General features: G+C 60.8%; 20 protein-coding genes. 5 read left to right on the forward strand and 15 right to left on the reverse strand.

Going from position 1 to position 22,864, the window contains the following annotated elements; translation table 11 throughout:
• Positions 1–8: 8 nt before the first annotated feature.
• Positions 9–1,013 carry an LLM class flavin-dependent oxidoreductase gene (locus BJ928_RS14630; protein WP_047630115.1) on the reverse strand — a complete coding sequence of 335 codons (1,005 nt, stop codon included), beginning with the start codon at positions 1,011–1,013 and terminating at the stop codon, positions 9–11.
• Positions 1,014–1,103: 90 nt separating this feature from the next.
• Positions 1,104–1,730: a GNAT family N-acetyltransferase gene (locus BJ928_RS14635; RefSeq protein WP_047630117.1), complete on the reverse strand. Its 627-nt coding sequence runs from the start codon at positions 1,728–1,730 to the stop codon at positions 1,104–1,106.
• Positions 1,731–2,286: 556 nt separating this feature from the next.
• Between BJ928_RS14635 and BJ928_RS14640 the strand changes: the two genes are divergently transcribed.
• Positions 2,287–2,739, forward strand: coding sequence for a GNAT family N-acetyltransferase (locus BJ928_RS14640; protein ID WP_047630118.1), 453 nt, complete (start codon positions 2,287–2,289; stop codon positions 2,737–2,739).
• 157 nt (positions 2,740–2,896) lie between these two features.
• Positions 2,897–3,136, forward strand: coding sequence for a hypothetical protein (locus BJ928_RS14645; RefSeq protein ID WP_047630120.1), 240 nt, complete (start codon positions 2,897–2,899; stop codon positions 3,134–3,136).
• Between the two features lie 102 nt (positions 3,137–3,238).
• Here the strand turns inward: BJ928_RS14645 and BJ928_RS14650 are convergent, their stop codons facing one another.
• Positions 3,239–4,543 carry an MFS transporter gene (locus tag BJ928_RS14650; protein WP_047630122.1) on the reverse strand — a complete coding sequence of 435 codons (1,305 nt, stop codon included), beginning with the start codon at positions 4,541–4,543 and terminating at the stop codon, positions 3,239–3,241.
• A 36-nt stretch (positions 4,544–4,579) separates the two neighbouring features.
• Positions 4,580–6,301: an IlvD/Edd family dehydratase gene (locus BJ928_RS14655; protein WP_047630123.1), complete on the reverse strand. Its 1,722-nt coding sequence runs from the start codon at positions 6,299–6,301 to the stop codon at positions 4,580–4,582.
• 125 nt (positions 6,302–6,426) lie between these two features.
• Here BJ928_RS14655 and BJ928_RS14660 point away from each other — a divergent pair, with 125 nt between their 5' ends.
• The gene (locus BJ928_RS14660; protein ID WP_047630125.1) at positions 6,427–7,173 is read left to right on the forward strand and encodes a FadR/GntR family transcriptional regulator; all 747 of its coding nucleotides are present in this window, start codon (positions 6,427–6,429) and stop codon (positions 7,171–7,173) included.
• Between the two features lie 13 nt (positions 7,174–7,186).
• Here BJ928_RS14660 and BJ928_RS14665 read toward each other — a convergent pair whose 3' ends face one another.
• Together BJ928_RS14665 and BJ928_RS14670 are read right to left on the reverse strand one after the other, a co-directional pair.
• Positions 7,187–8,083, reverse strand: a complete 897-nt coding sequence (locus BJ928_RS14665) for a dihydrodipicolinate synthase family protein (RefSeq protein WP_052227582.1) — start codon at positions 8,081–8,083, stop codon at positions 7,187–7,189.
• Positions 8,067–9,389, reverse strand: coding sequence for an MFS transporter (locus BJ928_RS14670; protein WP_197070118.1), 1,323 nt, complete (start codon positions 9,387–9,389; stop codon positions 8,067–8,069). The genes BJ928_RS14665 and BJ928_RS14670 overlap by 17 nt, the downstream gene beginning before the upstream one ends.
• A 137-nt stretch (positions 9,390–9,526) precedes the next feature.
• Here BJ928_RS14670 and BJ928_RS14675 point away from each other — a divergent pair, with 137 nt between their 5' ends.
• Entirely contained in the window at positions 9,527–10,228 is a 702-nt protein-coding gene (locus BJ928_RS14675) for an FCD domain-containing protein (protein WP_052227551.1), read from the forward strand.
• Between the two features lie 312 nt (positions 10,229–10,540).
• Positions 10,541–11,077, forward strand: coding sequence for a GNAT family N-acetyltransferase (locus BJ928_RS14680; protein WP_047630127.1), 537 nt, complete (start codon positions 10,541–10,543; stop codon positions 11,075–11,077).
• Positions 11,078–11,133: 56 nt separating this feature from the next.
• Here BJ928_RS14680 and BJ928_RS14685 read toward each other — a convergent pair whose 3' ends face one another.
• The 9 genes from BJ928_RS14685 to BJ928_RS14725 form a co-directional block, all read right to left on the reverse strand.
• On the reverse strand, positions 11,134–12,078 hold the full coding sequence (locus tag BJ928_RS14685; protein WP_047630130.1) for an isoaspartyl peptidase/L-asparaginase: 945 nt from the start codon (positions 12,076–12,078) through the stop codon (positions 11,134–11,136).
• Positions 12,079–12,167: 89 nt separating this feature from the next.
• Positions 12,168–13,703, reverse strand: coding sequence for a hydantoinase/oxoprolinase family protein (locus tag BJ928_RS14690; RefSeq protein ID WP_047630132.1), 1,536 nt, complete (start codon positions 13,701–13,703; stop codon positions 12,168–12,170).
• The gene (locus BJ928_RS14695) at positions 13,700–14,776 is read right to left on the reverse strand and encodes a DUF917 domain-containing protein (protein WP_047630135.1); all 1,077 of its coding nucleotides are present in this window, start codon (positions 14,774–14,776) and stop codon (positions 13,700–13,702) included. The genes BJ928_RS14690 and BJ928_RS14695 overlap by 4 nt, the downstream gene beginning before the upstream one ends.
• A 168-nt stretch (positions 14,777–14,944) precedes the next feature.
• Positions 14,945–16,540: an ABC transporter substrate-binding protein gene (locus tag BJ928_RS14700; RefSeq protein ID WP_047630138.1), complete on the reverse strand. Its 1,596-nt coding sequence runs from the start codon at positions 16,538–16,540 to the stop codon at positions 14,945–14,947.
• Positions 16,541–16,581: 41 nt separating this feature from the next.
• Positions 16,582–17,715 (reverse strand): DUF917 domain-containing protein, encoded by a 1,134-nt coding sequence (locus BJ928_RS14705; protein ID WP_047630141.1) that lies wholly within the window; start codon positions 17,713–17,715, stop codon positions 16,582–16,584.
• Positions 17,708–19,264 carry a hydantoinase/oxoprolinase family protein gene (locus BJ928_RS14710; protein ID WP_047630488.1) on the reverse strand — a complete coding sequence of 519 codons (1,557 nt, stop codon included), beginning with the start codon at positions 19,262–19,264 and terminating at the stop codon, positions 17,708–17,710. The genes BJ928_RS14705 and BJ928_RS14710 overlap by 8 nt, the downstream gene beginning before the upstream one ends.
• A 17-nt stretch (positions 19,265–19,281) precedes the next feature.
• Entirely contained in the window at positions 19,282–20,928 is a 1,647-nt protein-coding gene (locus tag BJ928_RS14715; RefSeq protein WP_047630143.1) for an ABC transporter ATP-binding protein, read from the reverse strand.
• A gap of 3 nt (positions 20,929–20,931) precedes the next feature.
• Positions 20,932–21,813 (reverse strand): ABC transporter permease, encoded by an 882-nt coding sequence (locus BJ928_RS14720; protein WP_047630145.1) that lies wholly within the window; start codon positions 21,811–21,813, stop codon positions 20,932–20,934.
• Complete coding sequence (locus tag BJ928_RS14725; protein ID WP_047630147.1) at positions 21,813–22,841, reverse strand: ABC transporter permease; 1,029 nt, start codon at positions 22,839–22,841, stop codon at positions 21,813–21,815. Before BJ928_RS14725 ends, BJ928_RS14720 begins: the two co-directional genes overlap by 1 nt.
• Positions 22,842–22,864 lie beyond the last annotated feature (23 nt).

Here is a 22,864-nt window from a genome sequence, read left to right on the forward strand (position 1 = left end):
TTGGAAATTCAGGCTGCATTGCTGTAGCGGTTACCGGCCGCCGGCAAACCAAATCGGCTTCTCAGTGTACCGCTCGCGACCGGACCAACAGAGGCCCGAGCCCTCAACGCCGGAATGAGCTCGTCGACCACATGTGCCGCCTGCGTCGCGGGATCGCTGAGAAGCAGGCGAATAGCGCGGACACCGAGCCTCCCGAGCTCCCCAAGCTGCGCCGCATAGTCGTCCACCGATTTCGACGCGGCATCGATCACGATATCCGCAATGAACGCACGCGCCCTATTCTCGTCCGCGCCACGGATAGTCTCTATGGCCGCCGCGATGTCCTTGCCCTCGTTATGGAGAAAGACGACATCGGCAGCCGAGGCCAAGGACGTGTTCTCGCCATGACGATAGGTCGTCGCGATCACCGGCTGCCCCTGCGGCGGACGCGGGGTGATCGAAGGGCCGAGAACCTGGAATGCACTGCCCTGGAAATTGATGTAGTGCAGTTTCGAACCATCCAGAAAGCGCTGGCTTTCCCGGTCTCGAATGATTGCACCTTCCTCCCAGCTGTCCCATAGCCGTCGAACGACTTCGACCGCATCCACCGCGTCATGCCGTAAAGCGGAGGGTTCGGTCGCAGGAAATCCGTTAAGTCTACCGGTGGCTTGCCGCGCATGCGAAGCCCTGGTCCCACCATATTGTTGGACCAGCAAACCTGCCCTGCCCTCGCTTACGAAATCCAGCGTTGCGACGGCCGTCGAAATGTGAAACGGCTCCAGAAAATTGATGGCCGCGCCGGCGATGATTCCTGTGCTGGAACTGCGCGCCGCGATCCAGTTTGCAAGCAGCAGCGCATCCAGTCCATCGCCATCGGAACGGGCAAAGCCATCGTCCAACGTTACGAAATCGACCACGGTGTCGACGCGCGCAATAAGTGCCCGCCAGGAGTTTTTCTGGGCATCACGCAGATTACGTGAATGCGCCGCGACGTCGAAGCCGATGCCAACCCTGAGACCATATGGATGCGTCATGTGAAGTCCTGTTTCGTCATGATTGTGAGCCGGGGGGCAGATCCCGGTATTCTCCGGGATTTACTGAGGTCATTGGCGGTGCCACGATTGTCAGGCCGCAGAGGTTTCGTGAGCGGCAAGGCGGGCGACGATCAGTTGCTCCTGCGCAGCCTTCAATGCAGTCACGCGCTGCGTGGCCTCCTCGAAGGAAGCCGCAGGTGGGTAGATTGGCGTTACCCCGGGCTCTCCAGCCTTCTCGCCGATATGCTTTTCGAAAGGCAGAGAACGATAGAGGCTTGGGTCGACAGTCGGGTCGAAAAGCGGGCGATAGCCGAGCGACAGATAGAATGCGAGGGCTTCCGGCTGGCGGAAGCCGGTGCTGAGATAGGCGCGGGTGTAACCGAGTTGGCCAGCGCTCTCCTCGATCGCGGCCATGATGCGGCGCGCCAGCCCCTGCCGCCGCAGATCCGGATGAGTCCAAATCCGCTTGAATTCGGCAGTCTCATCGTCATGGCTCATGAAAGCGCCGCCGGCAATGGTTTGCCCATCGCGCCGCAGCAGAAGAAAATCACCAAGCGGCGGCGAGAAAAGCGCGCTTGGATAGCGCATGATTTCCGCTCGTGCACCGCCTGGGCGGCTCGCAGCGCCATATCTGGCATTGTACTCGCTAGCGAGGCCGTCGATCAACGGCTCCGCCGCCGGGTCCAGCAGGGACGACCGGATAATGATATCGCTCATGCTATGTCTCCAAACAATGCTCAGAAGGTTGCCGGCGGCGGTCGTTAGGGCCCCGCACCCGGCGGCGGCCCTCCAAACTCCGTGGAGCGCTTCGTAAGCTGAGCATGCACGATCGACGGGTCGTTTCGCACGGCACGATCTTTCATTGTGCGGTCGATGATTGAAACATCATTGCCTGATTCAATTACCTATTAAAATTATAGATTATATCGGCAAACTTGCACGATTGGCGAAGAGCTGGCCCTTATGTCCTGCAGCCTCCCCGCAAAGCCAAATCACCGGTCTGCTCCTTTCATTCGGCGCCCCGCTCGATCCTCGAGAGCGGGCAGTCACGCATGGTGAGAATATGCGCGCATCGGGCTGAAATCCGCGGAGCCTTGCGCGGGTCTGCAACGCACGACATGATTATTCGCTGGATATGCGAACAGACAATAAGGAGTGATCGAAGTCGTCATCCCTGTTGATTTCATTGGTGTCTTTAAGCATCCATGAGTCGATTGACTATCGCGACAATGCGAATCCGCGCGCAAACCGGCATCCAAGGAGCCAGAAGCACATGGTCGAATTCCGAAGAGCGAGGCACGACGACCTCCCTGCAATCGTGATGCTGCTTGCCGAGGACGATCTCGGCGCGGGCAGAGAAGACCCAAGCCTCCCGATTCAGGAAGCCTATGAAACGGCCTTCGCCGCCATCGCTGCCGATCCAAACCAATTTCTGGCGGTCGCGACCGACAATGGCACCATCATAGGCACGCTGCAGATCACGATCATACCCAACATATCGCGAATGGGCGCACTGCGCGGGCAGATCGAGGGCGTCAGGATCGCTGCTTCCCACCAGGGAAAGGGACTTGGCGGCCAGGCATTTGAATGGGCATTCGAGTATTGCCGTTCCAGAGGCTGTGTTCTGATCCAATTGACCAGCGACAAGTCACGTTCTGACGCTCATCATTTCTACGAAAAGCTCGGATTTGTCGCCAGCCACACGGGCTTCAAGAAAATCATTTGAGGAAAATCTGAAGACGTAGCGGCAGCTTCGCGGACTTATCCTGCTGCACGCCATTCCGACACAACAAGTTAGCGGCCAGAGCCGCCTGTTTCCGCTGGAGCAATCCCAACGGAAACGCATAGCAATTTTCCATGCGGTATCGCGTAAGGACGAGGGTTTGGATGCCTTTCTCATCTCGAAGAAGAACGGAAAGATCCTAGTCTTCCCCCTCAGTTCGGCAGTAGGGCGGATGGGCGAACCGGCTGGCCACGCCAAAGTCGAGCAATCCTACCTTGGCCAGGGCTCGGTCAATTTCAGCTTCCAGGAGTTCCATCACCTCCACGACGCCATCCTCCACGTTGACAGGCAGACCGAAGAGTACGGCTCAGCGGATGACATCAGGGGCTTTATTCCCTAATCGGGCCGGGGCAGCCGCGCAGACATCTCCATGGCTGTTTCGCCGTGGCCCTCGCGAATTGCCGGGCCACGGCGCGCATTTGCTGAGATCGGCTTCGCGCCGTCATGTTCTCCTGATCAGGTTTTCGGGAAGAGGCGATGCTCCTTTGCGTGTGATGGAATATTGCACGACCAGCACCAGCAGCGCCGTGATCGCAAGGCAGAATGCCAGGAAGAACATCGGCGCCGTGGCGCTGCCGGTGGCATCGCGAATCCAGGGAACGACATTCTGGGCGATGAACCCGCCGAGATTGCCCACGGAATTGATCGCTGCCAATCCTGCTGCGGCACCGGCGCCCTTCAGGAACTTCGACGGCAGGTTCCAGAAGACCGGCTGTCCTGCAAAGATCCCGGCGGCGGCAACGCACAGAAACGCGAATTGCAGCGTATGGTTGGTCAGGATGGCGGATGCGACGAGGCAGACGATGCCGACCAGAGCGGGACCGACGATATACGGCGTCTGAGATCTCGATCGGGCAGCCGCAGTGGGCACGACATAAAGACCGATCGCAACCAGAACCCATGGAATGATGTTGAGAAATCCATTCGACAGGTTATCGAAGCCAAAGCTTTTCACGATCGTCGGCAGCCAGTAGCTCAATCCATAGGCGGACAGCGGAAAGCCTATGAAGCAGACGGACATCAGCAGTACTCGGGCATCCAGTAGCGCCGCCAGCGGATTGCCGCTATGGCTGTCGATCCCGACATCCTCGGATGCCAGTCGCTGCGCCAGCCAGGCCTTTTCCGTGTTGTCGAGAAAAGCCGCCTGTTCCGGCCTGTCCGGAAGCAGGAAAAGCGTGGCAATTCCGGCAAGCACGGCCGGAACGCCGGTTGCAAGGAAGACCCATTCCCATCCGGCAAAACCAAGTATGCCATCGAGGTTGAGGAGTGTCCCGCCGAGCGGCGCGCCGACCGCGTTTGCAACTGCGCTGAAGATCATGAACAATCCGACCATCTTGCCGCGATGTTCGGACGGATACCAGAGCGTCAGAAGATAGAGCACACCGGGGAAGAAACCTGCCTCGCACGCACCGAGCAGAAAGCGCAGAATGTAAAACATCGTCGCGTTGGCTGTGAATGCGAGCGCGATGGTTACGATACCCCATGACACCAGGATGCGCGCAAACCATTTGCTCGCGCCGAACCGGGTCAGCAAAAGATTGCTCGGCACCTCGAAAATGAAATAACCGATGAAGAACAGCGATGCTCCCAGCCCATAGGCATATTCGCTGAGGCCGAGCGCATCGACCATTTGCAATTTTGCGAAACTGACATTCTGACGGTCGATGTAGGCGATCAAGTAAAGCAAGCCCAGCCAGGGCATCAGTCGCCAAGTGATCTTGGCAACCAGGTCTTTTTCGGAAACCATCGATCTCCTCCTTTTATGGTTCTGAATGATTATGGATTAATGGCTCTCGCGCGGTACTTTTGCGCCGCGTCCTCCGACGAGGAAATCGAGATCAGCGCCGGTATCGGCCTGCATGACCGTTCGTACATAGAGCCCTTGATATCCGGTGGTCATTGGCGGTACCGGCTCCTTCCAGGCCGCCCGACGTCTCGCAAGCTCCTCGTCCGGCACGTCCAGCACCAATGTGCGGGCTTCGACATCGAGCGCGATGAAATCCCCTTGCTCGACAAGCGCCAGCGGGCCGCCGGCTGCAGCTTCCGGCGATACGTGCAGGACCACAGTTCCGTAGGCGGTGCCGCTCATACGGCCATCGGAAACGCGCACCATGTCGCGTACGCCCTTCTCCAGCAGTTTGCTCGGCAAAGCCATATTGCCGACCTCGGCCATGCCGGGATAACCGCGCGGACCGGCGCCCTTCAGGACGAGAACGGAATTCTCGTCGACATCGAGGTTCGGATCATCGATCCTCGCATGGAAATCCTCGATGTTCTCGAAGACGACGGCGCGGCCGCGATGGCGCATCAGATGCGGCGATGCCGCCGATGGCTTGAGCACCGCGCCATCAGGCGCGAGATTGCCCTTGAGGACGGCAATTCCGCCGCTGTCGACGAGCGGATTTGCGCGGCGGCGGATCACGTCGCGATTGTGATTGACGACATCGGCAATGTTCTCGCCGACGCTTCCCCCCGAAACGGTCAGCGCATCGAGGTGGAGAAGATCTGCGATTTCCTTCATGACTGCCGGGATGCCGCCGGCATAACAGAAGTCCTCCATGAGATACTTTCCCGACGGCATCAGGTCGACGATCGTCGGCACGTCGCGGCCAAGCCTGTCCCAGTCCGCCAGCGACAGGTCGACCCCGATACGCCCGGCGATAGCAAGCAGATGAACGACAGCATTGGTCGACCCACCGACCGCGCCATTGATCTTGATGGCATTTTCGAAGGCCTGCCGCGTGAGGATCTTCGAAAGCCGCATGTCTTCCTTGACCATCGCAACCGCGCGACGCCCGGTCATGCGGGCGAGACGCGCGCGCCGGGCATCGACGGCTGGCCACGCCGCGTTGGTCGGCAGGGCAACGCCCAAAGCCTCCACCATCGACGCCATGGTCGAAGCCGTCCCCATGGTCATACAGTGGCCGGGCGAGCGTGACATGGCGCTTTCCGCATCCATGAATTCCTGTCGGCTCATGGTGCCCGCCCTCACCTCTTCGGAGAACTTCCAGACATCCGTGCCGGAGCCGATCGGCTTGCCGCGGAAATTGCCGTTCAGCATCGGGCCACCGGAAATGACGATCGTCGGCAGATCGCAGCTTGCCGCACCCATCAGCAGAGACGGCGTGGTCTTGTCGCAGCCGGCCATCAAGATGACGCCGTCCATGGGATTGCCGCGGATCGCCTCTTCGACATCCATGGACGCGAGGTTCCTGAAGAGCATCGCCGTCGGGCGCAGATTGGACTCGCCGCAAGAGAAGACCGGAAACTCGAGCGGCAATCCGCCAGCTTCCAGAACGCCCGCCTTTATATGCGTGACGAGCTCGCGGAAATGAGCATTGCAGGGCGTAAATTCCGAAAACGTGTTGCAGATACCGATGACGGGACGGCCGTCGAATACGTCGTCGGGCAGACCGCCATTCTTCATCCACGAGCGATGGATGAAACCATCCTTGTCCACGCCGCCGAACCACGCCTGCGACCTTCGCTTTGCATCCTTCGTCATGATTGCCTCATTTTGTATTATGATTTATATTTTTGTTATACAAATTGACGCGTGCGGTCAAGCGCAACTGCGCTTGTGACCACAAGCCGAAGACGCTAGAAATGTCTCGATTTTGGGAAAAGCATATGGCCGGGATGACTTCGGATGCCGACGACGCGAGCGTCGGCACGAACAAGAGATACCACGATGCAATCGTGCAGACTTTAGGCGAACGAATCGTCGGCGGCGCGCTTGCAGCCGGCGCGTCCATCGGAACGGAGCAGGAGCTTTGCGATTATTTCGGGACGTCGCGCACCGTCATCCGGGAGGCTATCAAGATCCTGTCGGCCAAGGGCCTTCTCGAAAGCCGCCCGAGAAGCGGTACCAGGGTGACCGATCACGCCGAATGGCTTCTGCTTGATCCGCAGGTTCTCGCATGGCGGCTCGGAGCGGAGAGCGGCAGCGAGCGGGCACGTATCGACCTCTATGAACTCAGGCAATCCTTCGAACCGGCAGCAGCGGAGCTTGCCGCCGCGCGCGCGACGCCACAGACGCTACAGAAGATGAAACATGCCCTGCTCGGCATGACCCTCGCCTCGACGGCGGACGAAAAGATCGAACACGATCTTGCGTTTCACACCGCGATTTTGGCAGCAACCGGCAACGCCTTCTATCTGGCATTGGGATCGTTGATTTCTGCAGGTCTGAAACATGTCTTCAAGGTAGGGCTGCAGCGTACGGCGAAGGAAGACGAACGCTGGATACGCCGTCACCAGAATGTCTACGAAGCCATCGCCGGCGCCGATGGCCCCGGAGCGGCCGAGCAGATGAGGAACCTGCTGCGCGAAGCGCTGGAGGTCCAGAAGCTCGAACTGCCGCAATCCGAAGGCTAGAAGCAAATCGGCGTCAGAAAGATCCGAGCCTCGTCGCATGCGAGGCTACGAGCGCTTCGCCGAATGGCGTCGGACGCATGGCGGGCGCGCGATCCCGAACCGAGAGCTCTGCCCGCTCCGCAAACAGCCGCTTGCCGTAGCACATCAGATGCTCAATCCCCTGCATGACGGCAACGGCGGATGGAAGCATGGCTCGATAGATCTCCTCGGCGCGGGCCTCGTCTCCATCGCGAAAGGCGCTGTATGCCTTGACCGCGTAATCGATGAGATCGGGTGCGAGAATATAGCCAACGCAACCGGCCCGCAGCCCATCAAGCAGTTCCAGACCGCCTCGGCCGTTGAAGACCGGCACGCCCTTGCCGATCGCCTGCATCAGCGCCTCGACCTCGACAGCCGACCCTTCCGCCTTGAGCACCCTCACATTGGGATGGGCGGCGCGCAGTGCCGCGAGATCCGGCCCCGTCAGCCCCCGGCCGAGAAAGGCGGGCGCGTTCTGGATCGCAACCGGCAGCCTCGTCGCATCCGCGACGCGGCCGAAAAAGTCGATATATTCCTTTGCCCCGAATGAACCGACCGGCGGCGGCTGGAGTATCACCCAGTCGGCGCCAACCTTCTCCGCATGCCGGACCTGCTCGATCTGCTCGGCAACCGAGGTGCCGAAGATCGTGAAGGCGAGCGGCAGACGGCCGGCATTGTCCTCGGCAAGCCAGTCCATCACCGTGCGCCGTTCAGCGGCCGTCAATTTGGAAACCTCGGTGGCAAGGCCAAGCGCGGCAAGACCATGGACACCTGCCGCCACGCAGATTTCCGTCTGCCGCTTCATCGCCGCCCTGTCGAGCTTCTCATCGCTATCGAAGAGGGCATAGAGGATCGCGTGAATGCCGTGCAGTTTCTCAGGTTCGAATGTCATCTTGAATGCCTTGCTGTTTTGAAAGTTGAAGGGCCGGCGCACCCGTGCGGACGATTGCGATGCCGAGAAGACCGCCTGCGATGAGCGCCGCCGCCACCAGCGTCAGCGCGATATCATAACTCCCGGTCGAGTCCTTGATCCAGCCGATGACAGGCGGCAGGGCGAGACCTGCAACATTTGCCAGCGCATTGATGAGCGCGATCGACACGGCAGCGGCGATACCTGAGACGAACTCGGTCGTCACGGCCCAGAAGATCGGAATAACCGCCCAGTTGAGCGCGACTGAAAGGACGAGCAGCAGATAGGCCAGATGCGGGTCACCAGCATAGGTGGCACCGAGAAGGCAGATGCCGGCAAGGGTGAGCGGAAGCCCGAGATGAAAGGCCCGCTCGCCGGTTCGATCGGAGTGCCTGCCGTTGAAGAACATGAAGATGCAGGCGGCAAGAAACGGCACCGCCGAAAGCAGGCTGACGGCCAGATTTCCACCGCCGGACAGGTTCTTGACGATCAGCGGCATGAAAAGCGTAATGCCGATCGTCCCGAATGCCTGAAGCAACCAGAAGAAGGCGAGCATCCAGACGCGAGCGTTGGAGAACGCGGCACTCCAACCCGCATGATGTGAGACAGGTGTTTTCTCCTCTTCGGCCGCGATGGTTCGCTCGAGGCCGTCCTGCTGCTCGACACTGAGCCAGGTCGCATCTCGCGGACGATCGGGCAGAAACTTCAATACGACGAAGCCCAAAACGATGGCGGGGATGCCCTCGATCAAAAACACCCAACGCCATCCCGACAGGCCGAGAATACCGTGCGCATTGAGCAGGAGACCGGAGAGCGGCAAACCGATCACTGAGGCGAGCGCCGCGCCGATATAGAAGAAGGACATGGCGTTCGCCCTGTCGCGTGACGGATACCATTTCGCGAGATAGAAGATGATACCCGGCGTGAAGCCGGCTTCGGCCGCGCCGAGAAGCAGGCGCATTCCATAGAGCTGATAGGCGCTGGAAATGAACGCCATGCCGGCCGCAATGATACCCCAGCTGATCATGATGCGCGCAATCCAGCGGCGCGCGCCGAACCGGGCGAGCAGCATGTTGCTCGGTATTTCAAAGACGATGTAGGTCGCGAAGAATATGCCGGCCGCCAGCCCATACATCCGGCTTGTCAGGCCTAGCTCCTCGTTCATTCCGAGCGCGGCGACCGAGATGTTGGACCGGTCGATATAGGCGACCAGATAAAGCAGCATCAGGAAGGGCAAGATGCGCAGATTGATGTGCCGGATCGCCTCCCCATTGGTGTCGAAATTCATTTCCCCCTCCATGGCACTCATCGGCGCCTTACAAACATCATACCTTTAACATATGATGTTTGTAAGGCAACAAGCTATTTGCTTTTATCGCTGCATTCTGATTGGTCTCGTTGGCGATGGAGGCGAAGGACCGACGCATGACGAAGACAAAGCCGAACAGGACAACGGCCCTCGTGGAGACCCTCGGCATCCGCATCGCGTCCGGACAGATCGCGCCCGGAGCCTATCTTCCTTCGGAAGGCGAACTGGAACAGGAATTCGGCGTCAGCCGCACGGTCGTGCGCGAGGCGGCAAAGATATTGTCCGCCAAGGGTCTCGTGACCGTCAGGCAACGCACCGGCACACGCATCGAACCGCGCGAGCGATGGCAATGGCTCGACGGGGAATTGATCGCATGGCTGTCGCGCGGGCGGATCTCGCATGGCGAGTTAATGGCCTTTGCCGAAGCCCGCCAGATCATCGAGCCGGGGGCTGCCGCGCTGGCGGCGTTGCGAGCAACCGATCCGGAACGACAGGCAATCCTCGACAACTATCGCCGAATGGAGCAGGATCAGAGCGACCCGGCGGCGGCCGTCGCCGCCGACAAGGCCTTTCACATGTCGATCCTCGCCGCGACGCATAATCCCGTGCTGCAAAGCCTGCGTCAGGCAATCGAATCCATTCTCGATGCTGTCTTCCCACATACAGTCGGGGCATTCGCGGCCAATCTCGAAAACCATGCCGCGGTCGCCAAGGCGATCACAGCAGGTGACAGTATCGCCGCCAGGCTCGCCATGGAGGCCGTTCTCGACCAGACCGCAGGCTTCCTTGGACACGCGCGGACGCAATCAGCATCATAGCCGTCACGGCCTGCCTGCCGGAAAAGCGAATATCGACGAAGCGATTGACGGGAAAGGACCGGACCGCGAAAGGGGGTTCGCCCCTCGTAAACGGAACGCTCTCACGGCCGGTCCCACATTCCTGCGGGCCAGGCCCGCAAGAGGCGGCGCTTTTGCGCGCGCATTGCGGCAATATATTGTCTGTCGCTAAAAAATAGGCGGCGAAGAAAATCGCGCAATGCTAGCTTTCATTGCCGCCTCGCGCCTAGATAGTCGTATCAGGTTTATTCTCTCGACACATCTGTCGGCATTTTTCAATCCGCAGGGCGCCCTATGATGACCGCAACGCCGATCCCCCGCTCCTCCATCGCAACAGCGCGCCTCCGCCTGCGCCCGACTTCGGCGGCCGACGCGGAACGCGCATTCGAAATCCAGAACGACTGGACCGTGACGCGAATGCTGAGCAACGCCGCCTATCCCCCTCACCAGAAGGATGTCGAGGACTGGTTTTCCGATCACGCGCACGAATGGGCCGATGGCACCGCATATCGCTTCGCCATCGAGCAAGGGGAAAGAATGATCGGTGTCGTCGATGTCGACGGTATTGCCGGCGGCGCAGGCAGCCTTGGCTATTGGCTGGAGCGACCGGCTTGGGGCAAGGGCTACGCCTTCGAGGCGGCACAAGCACTGGTTAGCTTCGCCTTCCACGAAATCGGCCTCTCCAGCCTCGAATCCGGTCACGCCTCCGACAACCCGGCTTCCGGACGGGTGTTGACGAAACTGGGATTCACGCCAATCGGCAACAGGGAACTTGTCTCGAAAGCGCGCCGCGAAACCATCGTCCAGTGCTGCTATTTGCTGCGGCGCTAGGCGAGCCGCATGCGCAGCATAATCCGAGGCCGGGCCGTCCCGTGACTTCGTTCCCGTTACAGCTCGATTTCGTAGACCTGCTCATGGGTCGCGACGAAAGCCATTCCTTCCGGCGTCACCCAGCCGCGAAACATTCCCGGCGTGTTATAGGGCGCCACGGCGACACCCTGGGCATCTATGGCTACCAGCCCGGCGCCGATCTCGTGAGGCGCAAGGTCATGGTGGATAAGCCCATCGGTCGCGGTCGCGATATCCTGCCTCAGATAGGCCATGCGAGATGCGATCTCGTGCCCGACGACATAGCGAATGAAAAACTCGCCCTTGCCCGTTCCCGAAACCGCGCAGACGCCATCGCGCGCATAGGTGCCCGCACCAATGACCGGGCTGTCGCCCACACGCCCGTCAGGCTTGTTGGTGTAGCCCCCCGTCGAGGTGGCAGCAGCGAGATGACCGGCGGCATCGAGTGCTACGGCCCCGACCGTACCGTGTTTTTCGTTCTCTGTTCCCTCGGTGCCGGCAGCGGCATGACGCTTCATCGCTTCCAGCGCGTCAACGCGCTTCTGTGTGGTAAAATAGGATTGTGGCTCGACCGGCAGGCCTTTGGCTTCAGCAAACCGATCGGCTGCAGGACCGGTCATGTAGACGGCGCGGCCATCCTCCATCAATGCACGCGCGGCCTTGATCGGATTGCGGATCGCGCGAGAGGCGCTGATCGCCCCCGCTTCCAAGGTTGCCCCGTCCATGATCGACGCATCCAGCTCATGAATGCCGTTCTCGTTCAGCGCTGCGCCATGGCCAGCGTTGAAATGTGGGCTGTTTTCCATGACCATTACAGCAGCCTCGACCGCGTCGATCGCGCTGTGGCCGGCCTTCAAGCGCGTATAGCCTGCACGCAAAGCGGCAGCCAGATCATGGCGCGCGCCCTCCCACTCTTCCGGTGTCATGCTGTCTTCGGGCATGACACCGCAACCGCCATGAATTGCCAGTGCAATTTTCATCATTTTCCACTCCGACCAGGTGACGGCATATCCTGTTTACCGATCACCGCTCCGATGAATTGCGCCCGATCCTGGAGATCGGGCATCGCGATTCAGTTGAAGGCGATATCGCCGATGACCCTTACCCTTACACGGCGCGCACCGCCAGGAAGATAAGCGATCGGAATGTCCTCGACTTCAAGCGTCTTCAGGCTTTCACGGCTCGCGCCGGAAGCGACGGCTGCGTTCTGAGCCTCCGCCTCCGCCTTGGCGAGAGCCTCGTCACGGCTCAACCCTGAAAACACCTGGTCAACTTCGCCCGACACCTGCGCCATCGCAGCACCGAGCGCATTGGCCACGCCGGCATTCTCGACGCGAAGAACCTCCGAGGCGCCCGCGATCTTGTCGGGAATCAGGAAAGCGCCGCCGCCGACGGCGATCAGCGGCACATCCTCCGCCGACGTCTTCATCTGGTCGAAACTGTCAGTCACCATGTCGCGGATACGTTCGAGGCTCGCCTTGACGAAGGCCGGATCGAGATCGCGAACACGATCCCTGTCCCCGATCTCGATCAGACCGGCGGCGACGGCGACGTCCGAGGTCGTCAGCGTATTGCCGCCAAAGACGCGCGCCTCCGTCAGGATGCGGTAGCCGACCGAGCGCGGCCCGATCTTGCCCGTTTCCGGATCGATGATCGTCCCACCCCCAAGCGCGATCGGCAGGAGATCGGGCATACGGAACAGCGTGCGCACGCCGCCGATATGGACGATGTTGTTGGCCTCGCGCGGGAAGCCACCGACGAGGCAACCGATATCCGACGTCGTACCACCGACATCGATGACCATGGCGTCGCTCAAACCCGTAAGGAAGGCCGCACCGCGCATCGAATTCGTCGGGCCGGAGGCAAAGCTGTGGACCGGATTGGCCGCGGCGACATCCGCCAGCGCCACCGTACCGTCGTTCTGCGTCAGGTAGAAGGGTGCTGTAACGCCTGCTTCGCGCAGCGCGTCTGAAAATGCCTTAACTGTGGTCTTGCCGAGCGCCTGCAGCGCCGCATTGAGAAGCGCGACATTCTCGCGTTCCAGCAGCCCGATCCGCCCGAGCGTGTGCGACAGCGTAATCCTTGCATCGGGGATCACCGAGCGAACGATCTCTGCGGCCTTGACCTCGCATTCGGTCGTCAGCGGCGAGAAGGTCGCCGATATCGCGATCGACGTGATGCCGGCATCGCGGATCTTCATGGCCGCTTCACGGATTTCGTCCGGGATCATGGGCACGAGTGGGCTGCCGTCATACTCGTGGCCGCCGTGGACCATGAAGATCAGCGGATCGACGGCCGCGCGCAGATCGTCAGGCCAATCGCACATCGGCGGCAGGGACGCGCCGGTCGGCAGCGCAATACGGATCGCCGCCACCCGCTCCAGCCGCGCCCGCTCGACGACGGCGTTGGTGAAATGCGTAGTGCCGATCATCACCGCATCGATCGGCCGTCCCGCGCCGACGTGACCCGCCACATGGCTCAAAGCTGCCTTCACGCCCGACATCACGTCCTGTGTCGTGGGAACCTTGATGGAGGCGATGATCTTCTCACCGTCGATCAGAACGGCATCCGTATTGGTGCCGCCAACGTCAATACCGATGCGTTTCATGAAAATACCGATCTGAAATCAATGTCATAGCCGAAGGCACGCGGGCCGACAGCAGCGATCCCCGCAGGCGTCGTCAGGAGTTCCGGAGCCGGCAGGGCGACAACGGTTACGCGCTGGCCATAGCGCACGGATTCCGTGCCGATCGCGCTGCCGGAAATCGTGTCCAGAAGGCATAGAAGATCCGGCGTCATCGCCACCGGCTCGCCATCGCGGAAGGCAACAGCCCATTCGTTCTGGAAGGCAAGCTCCATGCGCGAACCCCTGTCGGCATCGATGCCTTCGATGACGGTCCGCCCGCGCAGGAAGCCGCCGGTCGTTTCGCGCGCCACATCGATCACCTTGCCGCGGAACAATTGCTTGCCGCCCTCGTGATCGAGAACCGCCTTCACCGGATCGTCGTGACGGGCGCGCGCCTCGATGACGGTGCGTCCGAGTTCCGTCGCCTTGGTGATGGTGTAGTGAATGCCCCAATCCTTCACCTCACGACCCGTGCGTGGAGCCTTGCAGGTGGCGGCGGTCGAACCGACTTCGGTGCAAACCTTGCGGGAGATCCGCTCCATCCACTTCCAGGACGCCGCCCTGGTGACGATGACCTCGTTGTCGCGCACGTCGACGAGGGAAAGCGGGTACATCGGCAGGTTGCCGATGGCAAAGGAGGTCATCTGCGCCTCGGGATAGGCGCGCCCCATAGCATCGGCGTTGACAACAGGCCGGCCGAGCATTGCGGCTGCGAGGAAGGAGGAGAGTGCATTCGAGCCGCCGATCTCGACGCTCATGATCGCGCGGAACGGCTTGCCGAGATAATCCTCCATGACCTCGACCGCACGCGCCAGATGCACGGGATCGCTGAGGCGTTCCTGCCCAACCAGCGGCGCACCCATCTTCGAGACGACGGCAACCATGTCGTCATCATCGAGCGCCATCGGGTCCATCACCTGCACGCGACGGCCCTCGGCGTAGAGCCTTCGGAGATTGAGCGTAGAGATATAGGGGTTACCACCGCCTCCGGTACCCAGAATCCAGGCTCCCGTTGCGAGCGGCTCGATATTTTCTTCGGAAAATTCCTGAAGCATGTTTCACCTTTGGCAGTAGAGCAATTCCAGGAAAAGTGCGCAGCGGTTTTCCGTCCGGGATTGCCTAAAATAAGGAGATAGAGCGGTTCGGAGATTCCATGAAAAGCTGAACCGCTCTAGCTTTCCCGACCCCGAATGGGGCCGGGCCTATTCTTGTGCAGGCGAAGATCAGTTCGCCTTGCAGTCCCAATGGAAGTTCGAGAAGTTGAGGTCCCAGCTCTGCATCGGAATGAACTCATAGCCTTGCAGGCACTTGTTCGCCGCATAGCGCCGGTTCGGTGATACCGCCCAAACATCGGGCTGCAGCTCAGCAAGCTTTGCCTGCAACTCCTTGTAGGTCGCATTCTGACCCTTGATATCAGTGGTCGCCCGCGCCTTGTCGATCAGGGCATCGACCTCGGGGTTTTGCAGCCATTCCATCGACATCCAGGTGCCTGATGCCTTGGAGTGATACTGATTGTAGAAGATCGCATCGGGCGACGGGTAGTTGGGCGAGATGTTGACCTGTGTCGATGCCGGAGTGGTTTCCGGCTTCGACGAGAGTTCGACGATACGGTTCCAGGGCTCCGGCTTGATGTCGAGCGTGATGCCGATCTGTTCGAGATTGGCCTGCATCAGCAGCGCCACTTCCGACTCGAAGGCTAACGAGGCGACATAGCTGTTGACCAGTGTGATCTTCTGACCGGCATATTTCGACTTGGCGAGCTCTTCCTTTGCCTTCTCGAGATCGAAAACCCCGGGCGGGATGTCATCGTTGTGAGCATCCTTGAAGACGGTCGAAAGCGGGCCGGTCATGTCGAAACCGGGATAGATCGCTTCCTGAATGGTCTTGTAGTCAGTGGCATAGGCTATCGCGCGCCGAACATGCACGTCGTCGGTCGGATAGACCTTGCTGTTCAACTTGATGACGAAGCCGCCTGCTGTCGTCGACTGAAGCAGTTTGTAGCCCGGCATCTTGCCGATGGTTTCATAGGTATCGTTGCCGAGGCCGTGCGAGGAGAGACCGAGATCACCCTTTTCGGCCAGCGCCTTGACGGTCGCGTCGTCGCTTGTCTGGATGAAGCGCACTTCGTCGATCGGCGTTCCCTTCGTCCAGCCGAGGAAATAATCCGGATTGCGCGCGATCACCATATCGGCGGAGCGATTATAGCTGACGAGCTTGTAGGGGCCGGAGCCGGCGGAGTGCTCGCCGACATAGGCTTCACCCCATTTGTCGTCGGGCTTGGAGTTGGCTTCGATTAGCTTTTCGTTCAGTGCCATCATCAGCGGCGTCACAGCCATGAACGGCGAGAACTGGCGATCGAGCTTGACGACGACGGTCTTGTCATCCGGCGCGGTCACATTGTCAGGTTGCACGAGGCCGACGACAAGGTTCGAGGGACCCTTGTTGATGCCGATCAGGCGGCGGATCGACCAGACGAAGTCGGATGCCTTGACCGGCGTGCCGTCCTGAAACTTGGCGTCATCGCGAAGATGGAAGGTATAGGAGAGGCCGTCCGCGGAGATGTCCCAGGATTTTGCCAGATGGGGCACGATCTCGCCTGAAGGGCTGACCGTCGTCAACGCGTCATACATGTTCACGATGGCCATATAGCCCGTATAGTCGGTGACCTTCGCCGGATCGAGCGAACTGAAGATCTGCATCGTGTTGACGGCGATCGACACCTTGTCAGCCGCCATTGCCGCAGCCGAGGTCAGCGGCAACGCCATGGCGCTGGCGAGCAGAAGCGTCGTCAGACGCAGACCATTAAAACCCATCTTCATGCAAGTTCTCCTCTTATATGCGGGAACCATCCCGCTTATGGTTATGCTGCCTTTCGTTCGGGCGCAGGCAGCGGCGAATAGGTGATGTCCGGATAACCGAAGGCCGCGGGGCCAACGACTTCGAGCGCGCGCGCGCTGCGCAGCAGCTCGTGGCAGGGAATGGCGACGATCGCGACGCGCTGGCCGTAGCGCAGCATTTCCGTGGTGATCGGGTAGCCGGTATCGACATCGAGCAGCACGATCAGGTCCGGCACGCAGACCTCGATCACACCATCGCGACGGAAGACCAGAAACTCGTTCTGGATCGCCACGTTCGCCGTCTGGCCGTTGCAGTCGTCGAAGCCGGCAAGCTCCATATCGCCGATGACGAAACCGCCGCGCAGATGACGCTTCAGGTCAATGATCTTGCCATTGAAGACCCGCCGGCCGCCTTCCAGCGCGCAAACAGCGGCAATCGGATCTTCTTGTGCCTTGCGCGCGCGGATCACCGCTTCGCCGAGCGCAATCGCCTTGGTGAAGCTCTTCGGGATGCCGTATTGGTGAACATAATGGGCCTGCATCGGCGCCGTTGCCAGCATAGCGGCACCGCCCTGGGCAACCACGCAGGCGCGTGCCATGCGCTCGTGCCAGACTTCCGACACGGCGTGGCTGAAGATCACGGCATTGCCGTGCAGGTCGCACATGACCGAAGGCGTCGAGCTGTGACCATAGATCGAGAAAGTCGTCATCTGCATTTCGGGGAAGGCCCGGCCCATCCCATCGCAATCGAGGATCGGCAGGCCGCCGAGGGCTGCTGTTACAAGCGGGTTCATCGCATTCGCGCCGCCGATCTCCTCGCAGACGATGGCATCGACCGGCGTGCGAATAAGCTCTTCCATGGCGCGCAGGCAGCGCAGGCCTTCACGTCCCTCGCGGATGCGCTCGACGCCGACAACCGGTGCGCCGATGCCGCCGATCGACATGCACAGGGCATCCGGCTCGATGGCGTCGGTCGCCAGAACCTTCATCTCGTAGCCCGCCTTCATGGCTTCGAGAGCAAGCAGCTTGCCCTGATAGGGGTTGCCGCCGCCGCCGGTGCCGAAGATGCCGGCACCGATTTCAAGGGCGTCAAGATCTTCGGGGGTCAGCCGGCGCAGTGCCGCGTCATCGTATTTCTGCTTGCGCGTCTCAGGCATGATGGCCTCCCATTTCACCGACGACTTTGACGTGAATGCGCGTGGCGTTGCCTGGCAGATAGGCAAGCGGCGTGTCCTCACGCTCGATAACTTCAAGGGTTTCGGCAAGCGCTCCGGCGGCGATCGCCTTTTCGCGGGCTTCCGCTTCGGCCTCGGCAAGTGCGCTCTCGCGGGTCCGGCCATCGACGAGCGAGAAGACGCGATCCGTCTCGCCGCTGATCTGGGCAATGGCAGCGCCGACGGCGTTTGCGACGGCAAAATTCTCAGGCATGATCACCTCGAGATCGCCGATGCGATCAGGCATCAGGATCGAACCGCCACCAACGGCGATGACCGGCACAGGCGTCGAAGAAATCCGGCTGCGTTCGACGCAGGCCTCCAGCATGGCGTTGATTTTCGCCACAGCCGCATCGACCAGACCCTTGTCGAGATTGGCGACCAACGCAGCATCGCCGACATCAGCCTTGCCGGCGGCAACGGCGATATCGGTGGCGGTCAAAGTCGATCCGCCAAAGCAGAGCGCTTCCTTGCGGACACGATAACCCACCGACTTCGGCCCGACAGTGATCCCCGCCTCCCCCTTAACGACGAGCGAGCCGCCGCCGAGCCCGATCGAGAAGACATCGGGCATGCGAAAGTTGGTGCGAACCCCGCCGATATCGACGGTCGTGGAGGCCTGGCGCGGGAAACCGTGCGAGAGGGAGCCGACATCCGAGGTCGTGCCGCCGACATCGACGACGACCGCGTCCTTCAACCCGGTCAGAAATGCCGCGCCGCGCATCGAATTGGTCGGGCCGGAGGCAAAGGTCAGCACCGGAAAGGCACGCACGACATCGGCTGCCATGAGCGTGCCGTCGTTCTGCGTGATATAGAATGGGCATGGGATACCGGCTGCCGCAAGCGCCTTGCCGAAGGCAGCGACGGTGCGATCCGCGAGAGACAGCAGGCTCGCATTCATGATGGCCGCACTTTCGCGAGCCAAGAGGCCATGACGGCCGATATCCTTCGACATGACGACAGGCAGGCCGGGGCAATGCTGCTGCAGGATTTCCTTGGCCCGCAGCTCCATGGCATCGTTGATGCCGCTGAAAACGCAGGTCACGGCCGCGGCCTTCAGCCCTTTCGCCCGGATTTCACCGGCGATGCGTACGATGGCATCCTCATCGAGCGGCGAAAGCTCGCGTCCGTCAAATTCGTAGCCACCCTTGACCTGGTAACCGTGATTTCCGACGATCTCGCGCAGCTCATCTGGCCAATCGACCATCGGCGGCAGGCCGGCGCCCGACGGCAGGCTCAAGCGGATGGCTGCGACCTCGTCCATATGCCGGCGCTCGATGACAGCATTGGTGAAATGCGTGGTGCCGATCATGACGGCCGCAATACGGGTCCGGTCGATGCCGGAGGCCTCGATGACCTTCTCCAGTGCTTCGATCACGCCCGAAGTCACATCCTCGGTGGTCGAGGCCTTGACCCCGGCCAGAACGGTCTTTCCCTCCAGGACGACAGCATCCGTATTGGTGCCGCCGACGTCAATTCCAACGCGATACACGTCAGGCTCCTCTTCGATCAATCTGTGGTTTTGACGAGGAAGCGCGTGCGCTCTTCCTCGCTCACGGCGGGTTTCAGACGCTCCTCCTCGTCGGTGACGACGGGAATCGCGGCTATCAGCGCGCGTGTGTAGGGGTGATTGGGTTCGGCAAAGACCTTTGGCGTCGGTCCTTCCTCGACGATCTCGCCGCGCAACATGATGGCGATGCGCGAGCAGAAATTGCGCATCAGCGATAGATCATGCGAGATCATCAGATAGGTGAGACCAAGTTCCTCGCGCAACTGCAACAGCAACTCGATCACGGTCTTCTGCACCGAAACGTCAAGCGCCGCGGTCGGCTCGTCCAGGATCAGGATCTTCGGCTCGGCGGCAAGCGCGCGGGCAATCGCGACGCGCTGCTTCTGGCCGCCGGAAAGCTCATGCGGATATTTCGCCAGGTAGGATTGCGGCAGGCGCACGAGATCCATGAGCTGCTTCATCCGCGCCTCACGGGCCGGCCCATCCATGCCGATGGATTTCAAGGGCAAGGCCAGAGTTTGCTGAACGTTGCGCTTGGGATTGAGCGAGGTGCCGGGGTTTTGATAGACGATTTGCGTCAGCCGCTTGCCGCGCCCGGGGGCCGGCGCGTCGATGGTGACGCTGCCTGACGTCGGACGCGACAGTTCCATGATGATGCGCGCGACAGAGGTTTTGCCGGAACCGGACTCGCCGGCCAGCCCGAAGATTTCTCCCTGGCGCAACGACAAGTTCACGTCACGGACGGCGTGGAAACCAGGTTTCCTGCCATAGACCTTATTCAGGCCCTCGACCTTGACGATGGGAGCCCTATCGCTCTGCGGCAGATCGGTGACGCGCTCGCCATATAGCGGCGGCACGGCTTCCAGTAGCGCTTTAGTATAAGCCTCACGCGGCTTGGTCAGAATCTCACGGCACGGGCCGGCCTCGACGATGTCGCCGTGATGCATGACCACCACCCGGTCTGCGACCTTGCGCACGACGCCGAGATTGTGGGTGATCATCAGGAGCGCCATGTTCTCCTCGATCACCAGTTGGTTGATCAAATTGAGAATCTCATCCTGCGTCGTCACGTCGAGCGCCGTGCCGGGTTCATCGGCGATCAGCAGCTTCGGCTGGTGCAGCAGTGCAAGCCCGATCAGCACACGCTGGCGCATACCGCCCGAAAGCTCGGAGGGATAGGCGTTCATCACGCGCTCAGCATCGGCAAGCTGCACGCGCCGCAAGACGGCGGCAATCCGCGTCCGACGCTCGGCCTTCGACGAGCGGACGCCGTCGCGCTTGTCTGCGAACCGCATGACATCGTCGAGATGTGTGCCGATCTTGAAGACCGGATTAAAGGAGGAAAGTGGGTCCTGCATGATCAGGGAAAAGGCCGTGCCTTTCAGCGCTTCGCGCTCTCTTCTCTGCATTTTCAGGACGTCACGCCCTGCCACCGAAATCACGCCCGAGGCAATGGAGGCATTTTTCGGCAAAGTGCCGATAATCGCCTTTGCGGTTACGGATTTGCCCGACCCCGTCTCGCCGATGAGAGCGACCCGCTCTCCAGCGGCGACAGTGAGGGAAATATCACGCAGCACCTGCCGAGTGCGGCCGTAGGTCGTGAACGAGACGTTCAGCGCCTCGATCTTTAGAAGCGGCTCGGTCATGGCTTAGCTCTCCACATCAAACATGTCGCGCAAGCCATCGCCCAACAGATTGAAGCCGAGCGTCACGTAGAAGACCGCAGCACCGGGGCACACGACTTCCCACCAGTAATCGGGCATGAACTGGCGACCATCGGCGACCATGGAGCCGAGGTCCGGAATGGGCGGCTTCACGCCGAAGCCGAGGAAGCTGAGAGTGGCGCCAAACAGGATGACGAAGGCTGCATCCAGCGTCGTCTTGACGGAAATCACCGCGACACAATTGGGCAGGATCTCGCGGAAGAGGATGTGCATCGGCCCGGCGCCGGCAAGGCGGGCCGCCTCGATATAATCTTCGGACGCGATCGACTTCGAAACGGAGTAGATCAGCCGCGCATGCCACGTCCACCATAGCAGCGTGATGGCGATCATCGCGTTCATCAGGTTCGGCTCTAGCAGGTTCGACACGGCAAGCGCCATAACGAGCGGCGGCATTGCCAGCATGACGTTCGTCAGACCGGTGATGATCTTTTCGACCCAGCCGCCGAAGTAGCCGGCGATGAGGCCGAGCACGGTGCCGATCGGCACGGAAATGCCGAGCACGCCGATGACGAGAAGCAGGGAGACGCGCATGCCGAAAACGGTGCGGGAAAAGATATCCCGGCCCACCTTGTCGGTGCCGAACCAATGGGTGGCATCCGGCGCAACGTGCCGTGCACGAAAATCGACGACGGCGCCCACATGCTTCGGATAGGGCGTGAGCCACGGCGCAAAAACCGCGAGCACGACAACGGAAATCAGGATCAGCGTACCGATCACCGCAGCTGGATTGCGGCTGAAGCGGTACCACATCATGTAGCCGGTGCTCAGGGCGCGGTCGGAGGCATCAAGCATCTTCATATCGGCCATCAACGTGCCTCCTTGCGGCGCTGGCGCGGGTCGATGATCGAGATCAGGACATCCACGACCAGGTTCGCAACGATGAAAAACAGCCCGGCGACCAGCACCACTGCGGTCACGGCGTTGAGATCCTTTTGCAGGATGGCGTTCAGCCCGTAGGAGGCGAAGCCACCCCAGGCAAACACCATCTCGATGACGAAGGCGTTGCCGATGAGCGACGCGAATTCGAGCCCCATGATCGTCAACGGCGCGATCGACGACAGCTTGAGGAGATAGCGGAAAATGATGACCCGCTCGGGTACGCCGAAGCTCTGCAGGGTCAGGACATGGTCCTTGCGCTGGTTCTCGAGCATGGAGGAGCGGGTGATGCGGGTAATCTGTCCAATGCCGGCCATGGAGAGCGCGAAAGCCGGCAGCAAAAGATGCTGCAGTGCGTCCACGAAGACATCGAGACGTCCAGCCAGCAGGCCATCGATCAGCAGAAAGCCGGTCGGCCCGGGCTGAAAGCCAAGGGAATGATCGAGACGACCGATGATCGGCCAGTTCGGCAGACAGCGCGCTGCGAGCAATTGCAGGCTGATCGCGAACAGGAAACTCGGAATGGTCACTCCGGTCAGCGACAGGATGCGGCCGATATGATCCAGCGCGCGATCCCGGAAATGGGCGGTGATGACACCAAGCGGGATGGCCACCACGAACATGAAGATCACGGAGACGAGCACCAATTCCACCGTGGCCGGCACGGTCTGCTCCAGATCCGTGGTGACCGGGCGCTGGGAAACCAGAGACATGCCGAGATCGCCATGCAGCGCCTTGCCGACATACTCGGCATATTGCACCGGCAGCGGCTTATCCAAACCCATCTGCACGCGCAACGCATCGACCTGTTCCTGCGTTGCCGCAGGACCGAGGGCCATGCGCGCCGGATCTCCCGGCACGACGCGCGCAAGCGCAAAAATCATGATGGAGAGCGCGATCATGACCAGCACGAACGTGCCGAGCCTGGTCAGAATCGCGACCAACGGATGTTGCTGCATCGACGGGAGGTTCCTTGTTCGCC

Origin of the sequence: Rhizobium sp. WW_1, from assembly GCF_003610155.1 — a bacterium.
Taxonomy (GTDB): Bacteria; Pseudomonadota; Alphaproteobacteria; order Rhizobiales; family Rhizobiaceae; genus Rhizobium; species Rhizobium tropici_A.